Origin of the sequence: Candidatus Dormiibacter sp. (assembly GCF_050999135.1) — a bacterium.
Taxonomy (GTDB): Bacteria; Chloroflexota; Dormibacteria; order Dormibacterales; family Dormibacteraceae; genus Dormiibacter; species Dormiibacter spiritus.
In genome coordinates this window covers 1-6,607 of record NZ_JBPCPN010000003.1, presented here as the reverse complement: position 1 = coordinate 6,607, position 6,607 = coordinate 1, and the positions used below count along the sequence as shown (strand labels likewise).

General features: G+C 65.7%; 8 protein-coding genes. 3 read left to right on the top strand and 5 right to left on the bottom strand.

What is annotated here, in order from left to right; all coding sequences use genetic code 11:
* Positions 1-277: 277 nt before the first annotated feature.
* From ACR2MZ_RS00980 to ACR2MZ_RS00960, 5 genes are all read right to left on the bottom strand, one after another.
* Complete coding sequence (locus tag ACR2MZ_RS00980) at positions 278-985, bottom strand: hypothetical protein (protein ID WP_434003212.1); 708 nt, start codon at positions 983-985, stop codon at positions 278-280.
* Entirely contained in the window at positions 970-2,058 is a 1,089-nt protein-coding gene (locus tag ACR2MZ_RS00975) for a hypothetical protein (protein ID WP_434003211.1), read from the bottom strand. The genes ACR2MZ_RS00980 and ACR2MZ_RS00975 overlap by 16 nt, the downstream gene beginning before the upstream one ends.
* 66 nt (positions 2,059-2,124) lie before the next feature.
* Positions 2,125-2,412, bottom strand: a complete 288-nt coding sequence (locus tag ACR2MZ_RS00970; protein WP_434003210.1) for a hypothetical protein — start codon at positions 2,410-2,412, stop codon at positions 2,125-2,127.
* A 205-nt stretch (positions 2,413-2,617) separates the two neighbouring features.
* Positions 2,618-3,415: an ABC transporter permease gene (locus ACR2MZ_RS00965; protein WP_434003209.1), complete on the bottom strand. Its 798-nt coding sequence runs from the start codon at positions 3,413-3,415 to the stop codon at positions 2,618-2,620.
* Positions 3,412-4,359, bottom strand: coding sequence for an ABC transporter ATP-binding protein (locus tag ACR2MZ_RS00960; protein WP_434003208.1), 948 nt, complete (start codon positions 4,357-4,359; stop codon positions 3,412-3,414). The genes ACR2MZ_RS00965 and ACR2MZ_RS00960 overlap by 4 nt, the downstream gene beginning before the upstream one ends.
* A 140-nt stretch (positions 4,360-4,499) precedes the next feature.
* On the opposite strand from ACR2MZ_RS00960, the gene ACR2MZ_RS00955 reads away from it, so the two are divergent.
* The 3 genes from ACR2MZ_RS00955 to ACR2MZ_RS00945 are packed head-to-tail and all read left to right on the top strand — an operon-like array spanning position 4,500 to position 6,588.
* Positions 4,500-5,669: a sensor histidine kinase gene (locus tag ACR2MZ_RS00955; protein WP_434003207.1), complete on the top strand. Its 1,170-nt coding sequence runs from the start codon at positions 4,500-4,502 to the stop codon at positions 5,667-5,669.
* Positions 5,666-6,271 carry a response regulator transcription factor gene (locus ACR2MZ_RS00950; RefSeq protein ID WP_434003206.1) on the top strand — a complete coding sequence of 202 codons (606 nt, stop codon included), beginning with the start codon at positions 5,666-5,668 and terminating at the stop codon, positions 6,269-6,271. The genes ACR2MZ_RS00955 and ACR2MZ_RS00950 overlap by 4 nt, the downstream gene beginning before the upstream one ends.
* Before the next feature lie 35 nt (positions 6,272-6,306).
* Entirely contained in the window at positions 6,307-6,588 is a 282-nt protein-coding gene (locus tag ACR2MZ_RS00945; RefSeq protein WP_434003205.1) for a hypothetical protein, read from the top strand.
* Positions 6,589-6,607: the final 19 nt, after the last annotated feature.

The following is a 6,607-nucleotide window of genomic DNA, read 5'->3' as shown; positions in this document are numbered from 1 at the left end:
TTTTGTGCCTCCGCCGGGGGTCCCACCGTCGACCCCGGGGGGGAACGGGGATGGCGGGGCGTGGTTGTCTTCGGCGCCGCCTTGCTGTCAATCCAGCCGCGGCTGGGCCCGGCCGTCGTCGCACGTCGGCCGCCCCGAGCTTTGCTGGGATCATTCGCGCCCGATGCGCTCGGAAAGATTGCGAAGGCGCGCTCGAAACACACCCGTCAAAAAGGGCACATGGGCGGACACGTTGGAGCTCGTCCGCGAGGCAGGCAGCGCCTACACTGAACGGCTTTCAGACGATCGTTTTGAGCCGGATGAGCAGAAAGAGATCAGGCATGTGTTCAAGGTCAGGAATGGCCGATAACTGCTCTCGCATCGCCGGCAATGCCGGTGCCGCCAAGTTGACCCTAAAGCTGCCCGACCCTGGTGGCGTTTCCATTTTCACCTGAATGTCGGGATCGGACAGCAGTTCGCGCAGGATTCGGTCGATCATTTCTCTGGCGTCAGCGTCCGTCCGCACCTTCATCCCGCGCAGGACGCCGAGCACGATCGAGCGAAGCGGGTAGCCATCCCCTCTGGCCAGGTAGGAGCGAAGCCAGTCCAACAGTTCCTGCGCAGTCAGCGGCAATGCCGGAGGCGGGAGCCACTCCATCGTGCGCCGTACTATGCGTTCCGCCTCCTCTTGCCCGGCAGGTGTGAGATTGAACCAGGGGTCGCCCATGTGCGGCCATGACTCGAGGCTTAGCACCTCCGCTTCCAGCCGTTGCAACGAATCCTCGAGTGGTAACCGCCAAGAGTGGAAGCCGTCTTCGCCGACATTGCCGACCTCGTACCAGCCCTCGGCGAGCACCGTCCGCATGACAGTAAGAACGTGGGGCCTGACTGTGAGCCAGTCATTGATGCCAAGTTCACTGCTCACGACCGATGTGAACGCCGACAGCATCACCCAATCGTCCAGCCCATAGACCAGCACTTCCTCGATAACTACTTCGAAGGCCATGGCGAAATGTGAATCGTACGCTGCCTTCTACCGTCCGGATATCGAATGTCCACACCGGGGCCGCCCGACTTCGAGGCTGGACGATAGCCAACCTCGATGCCCCCGGGCAGCCTCTGCCAGTGGCCTGGATACGTTGGCCTGCCGGGAATATCTGTGGCATCGTCCTGAACCAGGTCCCCATGCGCCGCATTGAGTCCTTCCTGGGAGTGCACTAGGCGTATGTGCTCCTTGTACTTGGGCGTCGGCGAATCCAGGCGCTGCCAAATTGCTTCCACTCGGCTGTTCGCGCGGGCCGCCGCTGCGGCTTCGTCGGCGCCGTCGGCGCCGCCTGGGGTTAGTGTCGTGGCCGCCCAGGCGGCGATGCGGCCGGTGAACTCTCCCGGGTGGCCGGAGGTGAGCAGGCTGGGATCGGGAAGGCCGGCCAGATCCAGCGCGCTCTCGGGGTGCTGCCAGAGCTGGGACGCTTCCGCCGTGGCTGAATCTGTCAGGTCTGTCCGAGCCTGAGGGCTGGTCAGGAAGACGGGCGGAGCGGTCTTGGCCACCATCGAGGCAAGCCCCAGCCCGAGATCGACCATCCCACCGCCGGCTCCCTTCACAAAGTCTCCGGCGAAGCCCAGGGGTGAGAGGCCGCTGTGGTCCCCGAGCAGATAGCCGGCCTCGCTCAGCTTGGGATGCAGGCTATGGAGGGCGAGGACCAAGTCGCAGGCGGCGGCATAGCGCTGGCGTTCGGCTTCTGCCAGAGCCCAGGCCACGTGTGGTTCGTGCATGGCCTTCTCGGCAGTGGGCGGCAAGAGGCTTCTGGGGTCGATGACAGGACCGAGCAAGGCAAGTCCTACCGAGTGCGCCTCCTGCTCGGCTTCGCGAAACAGCTGCTGGGCCCTGCGCAAGACCGTCGCGTAGGTGCGAAGGGCCGCCGCCGCGCCGTCCACGCTGTCTGCGAGCAGCTCTCCAGCTCGCAGCCGATGCAGCATGTGGTCCGTGAACCGCACTGCCGCTTTCCCGCGCCACGCCGAGATCGCCTCCCGAGTGGCGCCGCTGATCTCCTCGGCCCGAGCCGCAAGGTTGCTGAACACCTGCTCGAGCTCTGCGCCGGCCGGGGTCCTCGGCCAGGATGTCGAGACCGCCCAGCGCGCCCAGAGTCATCGCGGCCGGGACGCGTCGTCGGCACCGGCGTAGCGCTGAGCGGTGGCGCGCAACTCGGCGGCATCCTTGTGCACTCCTTCGACCAGCCGCGCCGCGGCCTGCCCCCACTGCTGGAGGAAGTCGGACATCGCGCCGGCCGGTAGGCCGCTGGTGAAGGCAGAGATAGCAGTCTCAGCGGCGCTCAAACCCTGGCCTCGGTCACCCGATAGCTGATCGCCGACTGTGGCGAGTCGGCCGGCCGCGGCCTGCAGCGCCCCCAGCTCGAGCTCGAAGCCGTCACTCACAGTCCCTTCCTCGCCAACCGGCAGCCCCGCCGATTCTCAGCGCCGTTCCTGCGGTGGGCTGACTCGCACAGTCGTTTGCCATCTTCCTAAGCCTCTGAGGCAGAGCCTAAGCGCTGAAAAATGGCACATGGACGGACACGTAATAGCCCGAGATCGAGGAGTGGGTCAGGCGGCGTTCAGCTCCGGGCCGCCCACCGCCAGAGCCTCAGGCGAACTTTCGCGTCTGGTCCCGTCGGTAGAAGCGGGCGGCGATCCCGAACAGTACAGCTGCCCACACGATCAGCCAGAGGATCGCCCAGAGCGGCTCCTCCTTGCCCTGACCAACCGAATTCCAGGCCAGCTGACCGTAGTGGTAGGTGGGAAACCAGACGCCGATCTTCTGGATCCAGTCAGGCATGATCGCCAGCGGGATGAAGAGACCGGAGAGAAAGGACATCGGCAGGTAGATCAGGTTCGCCAGGGCCGGCGCATTGTTGGCGGAGGCGCCGTAGCCGATCGCAAGTCCCAAGCCAAGTACTGGCAGGGCGCCGAAAACGAGGCTCACCACCAGCAGCAGCCAGCGAGCAGCCGAGAGCTGAACGTGGCCGTACGCAGCGCCGAAGATGAACAGCGGGATCAGGGACACCACCGCAACTCCCATCGCTGTCACGATCTCGCTCGCAATCGCGACCCAACCCGGTAGAGGAGTGGCGCGCTGGAGCACGTCGATCTTCTGCGCCCGGGCGGTCGCCACGCCGATGCCGATGTTGAAGATCATGATGCTGCTCACGGCGTAGGCGCCATACGAGCCGAGCAGATAGGCGAAGAACTCGGGAGCCCCGCTCTTCGGCGCAAAGACTGTGCCGAACAACGCGTAGAACATGAGCGGCAGCACCATCGAGAACACCAGGAACAGTGGACTGCGTCGATAGAACTGGGCCCGCGCCTTGAGCGAAGCCCCGAGCATTCGCGACATCGGCGCCACAGACATCCCGGACGGCCTGGTCACAACCCGCGTGCTCATCGATTCACCTCCTCCAGTGCGGAAGAATCCGGCTCAGCCGCTCCAGACTCGCCGGCCTTGGCCTTATCGTGCGCGGTCAGGGCGAGGAAGGCCTCCTCCAGGTCGGCGCCCACGACGCTCAGATTCTTGATCGCCAGGCCGCGCTGGAACAGCGCCCGCAAGATTTCCTCGGGCTGATCGGTCAGGATCTTCGCCCGCTGGCCGGAGATCTCCAGTCGCTTGCGCGGCAGACCTTCAAAGTCGGCCTCGGTCAGAGCGCGGTCACTATCGAACGTAACGCGTCGACCGGCCACCTTCGACTTGATGAAGTCAGGCGTGCCGTCCGCCACTACAAGGCCACGGTCTACCACGACTATGCGCCGGGCCAGCTCGTCAGCCTCGTCCAGGTAGTGGGTGGTGAGCACTATGGTGCGGCCGTTGCCCGCGAAGTTCTTGATCGATTCGAGGAACGTCCTGCGAGACTCCACGTCCATGCCGACAGTCGGCTCGTCCAGGAAGATGACCTCCGGGTCACCGGCCACCGCCAGTGCGTAGTAAAGCCTCTGCTTCTGGCCGCCTGAGAGCTTCGCCACCGGCTTCTTCGCTTCTGGCTCGAGGCCGGCCAGAGCGATGGCCCGGTCGGCGGACATGGGGTTGGGATAGTAGGCGCGAAACAGGTTGACCAGCTCGCTCACGCTCAACGTCTGGTTGACGCCGGACTCCTGGAGCATGACGCCGCAGCGGCTCCGGGCGCGGCGGTCGCCCGGGTCCAGCCCGAACAGCTTGACTGTGCCGCTGCTCGGCCGCCGCAGCCCCAGCATCATCCCAATCGCAGTCGTCTTGCCCGCTCCGTTCGGACCCAGCAAGGCCAACAACTCGCCCTCGGGTATGTCCAGATCGATGCCTTTCAGCGCTTCCACGGGCCCGAAACGCTTGGTGACACCTCTCAGCTCAGCTACTGTCATCTCGCTTCGAGCGTAGCCGGACCGGTGGACGGAGGAGAAGTTCCAGTCCTCATCAAGTTTTGATGACGTTCGTCACGACGGAAACGACGGCACTGTCACTTGGCAGAAGCAGGTGGCCGGCTTAGCCTTTCCTGATAAGAATGGCCGACCGCATCGAGTCCCTCTGGATTCGCCTGCGCCAGAGGGTCTGGCGCGGGCTCGGCCTTGTCTGGCTCCTGCTCTTGGTCTTTGAAGCAGCTGCCTATTACGGCCATCCTCACCCATTCCAGGACCGGTTGCTTGTCGCAGCCACTGTGCTCGTGTTCGTCGCGGTGGACGTCTGGTTCATCACCCGCGCCGTCTCCGCATCGCTGGAAGCCCCGCGCATCAGGCCGCGCTCCCACCAGGCTCTGGCGGCCATCCTGGTAATGGTCGGCCTTTCCTTCGTGCTCGTCTCCTTCGACGGGGCTGACTTTGCTGCCGCCTTTTACTTCCCAGTCATCGGGGCGGCGTTCGCCTTTCGCTCCTGGCGGGGCTGGAGTCTCATCCCGCTTGTGTCGCTGGCGATCTTTATCGCCGCCTTGGCCGGTGGCACCCCCTGGTACTACGCCGCCCTCTACTCGGGCGGCATGCTGTTCACGGGTCTCTTCATGGTTGGCATCGCCGCCTTGATCCGCTCCAATCGACAGCTGCAGGCTGCCCGCGAGGAGGTGGCGCGGCTGGCAGTCTCCGACGAGCGGTTGCGCTTCGCTCGAGACCTCCACGACCTGCTCGGCCACAGCCTGTCGGTGATGGTCCTGAAGGCGGAGCTCGCCCACCGGCTGGCCGGCCAATCACCCGAGCTGGCGGCTCAGCAAGCCGCCGACATCGAGCGGGTGGGAAGGCAGGCGCTGCGCGAAGTCCGAGAGGCAGTCGAGGGTTACCGCCAGCCCAGCCTGGAGCAAGAGCTGGTCAATGCGAAAAGCGGGCTCAAGGCAGCGGGCGTGTCGCTCACCGGGCCGAGCCTGTCCGATCCCCTGCCGGCGGTCCTTGACTCCACGCTCGCGTGGGCGTTGCGCGAAGGAGTTACCAACGTCCTCCGCCACAGCCACGCCACAGCAGCCGTCCTCCGGCTGGAGCACGCGCCGGAGGAGGCGATTCTGGAGCTCACCGACGACGGTTGCGCCCACGAGCCCGGCTTCGAGTTCAAGCAGGGCCACGGTTTGCACGGGCTGCGGGAACGGGTGGAGGCGCGGCAGGGCCACCTTCAGGCGGGTCCCACACCCGATGGCTTCCGGCTCTTCGTCCGGCTGCCGCTCAAGCAGGCGCCGGTCGCTGCAAGTGCTGCGTGATTCGGGTCCTGCTGGCTGAGGACCAAGAGATGGTTAGGGGCGCCCTCACCGCCCTGCTCAATTTGGAGACCGACATCGAGGTCGTGGCCCAGGTCGGTAAGGGGGACGAAGTGGCCGGCGCAGCGCTGCGGGTCCGACCGGACGTGGCCCTCCTGGATATCGAGATGCCCGGCCAGGACGGACTCTCAGTTGCCGCCGAGCTGGGCCGGCTGCTGCCGGAATGCCGCGTGCTCATGCTGACGACCTTCGGCCGGCCGGGCTATTTGCGCAAGGCGATGGCGAACGGAGCCAGCGGATTCATGCTGAAGGACGCGCCGGTAACGGAGCTCGCCGGTGCGATCAGGCGGACGGCCGCCGGAGAGCGGGTGCTGGATCCCCAGCTCGCCGCCCAGGCCCTTAGCGAAGGCGACTGCCCGCTGTCAGCGCGCGAGCTGGAGGTGCTCACCGAGAGCGAGGACGGTTCGACGGTCGCCGCCATCGCCAGGCGTCTCTTCCTCTCCGAAGGCACAGTTCGCAACCATCTGTCGGCAGCCATCCAGAAGCTGAACGCCCGAAACCGGCTGGAGGCGCTCCGCACCGCCCGGGCCAAGGGCTGGCTCTAAGTTGCCTCGTCAGGCGGGCATACAGTGAACCCAGCTTGCCAGCAGCAAACAGCCGCAGCACCTTCGAAGCTGAGATCAGGCAGCAGCCCGAGGTCGTTGCCGCCGCCCTGGCCGCGGGTAACGCGCCCATCGCCGAGGCCGCTCAGGCGATCAGGGCCCGGCACCCTGCCGCCCTTCTGATCGCAGCTCGGGGCAGCTCGGATCATGCCGCCCTACCTTTCTTCATGGACGCTGGCGGGGCAGGGATGGCTTTCATGCTGGCTGCCGAAGATGGCTCAGGTGGCAGATCCCCCTGCTCCGTTAGCCCCTCCTCGTGACCGCTGATTAGGCTCTGCG

Bases quoted from the DNA above. Each gene is read 5' to 3' on its own strand.
- ACR2MZ_RS00980 (WP_434003212.1), bottom strand. From the start codon at position 985: ATGGCCTTCGAAGTAGTTATCGAGGAAGTGCTGGTCTATGGGCTGGAC.
- ACR2MZ_RS00965 (WP_434003209.1), bottom strand. From the start codon at position 3,415: ATGAGCACGCGGGTTGTGACCAGGCCGTCCGGGATGTCTGTGGCGCCG.
- ACR2MZ_RS00955 (WP_434003207.1), top strand. From the start codon at position 4,500: ATGGCCGACCGCATCGAGTCCCTCTGGATTCGCCTGCGCCAGAGGGTC.
- ACR2MZ_RS00960 (WP_434003208.1), bottom strand. From the start codon at position 4,359: ATGACAGTAGCTGAGCTGAGAGGTGTCACCAAGCGTTTCGGGCCCGTG.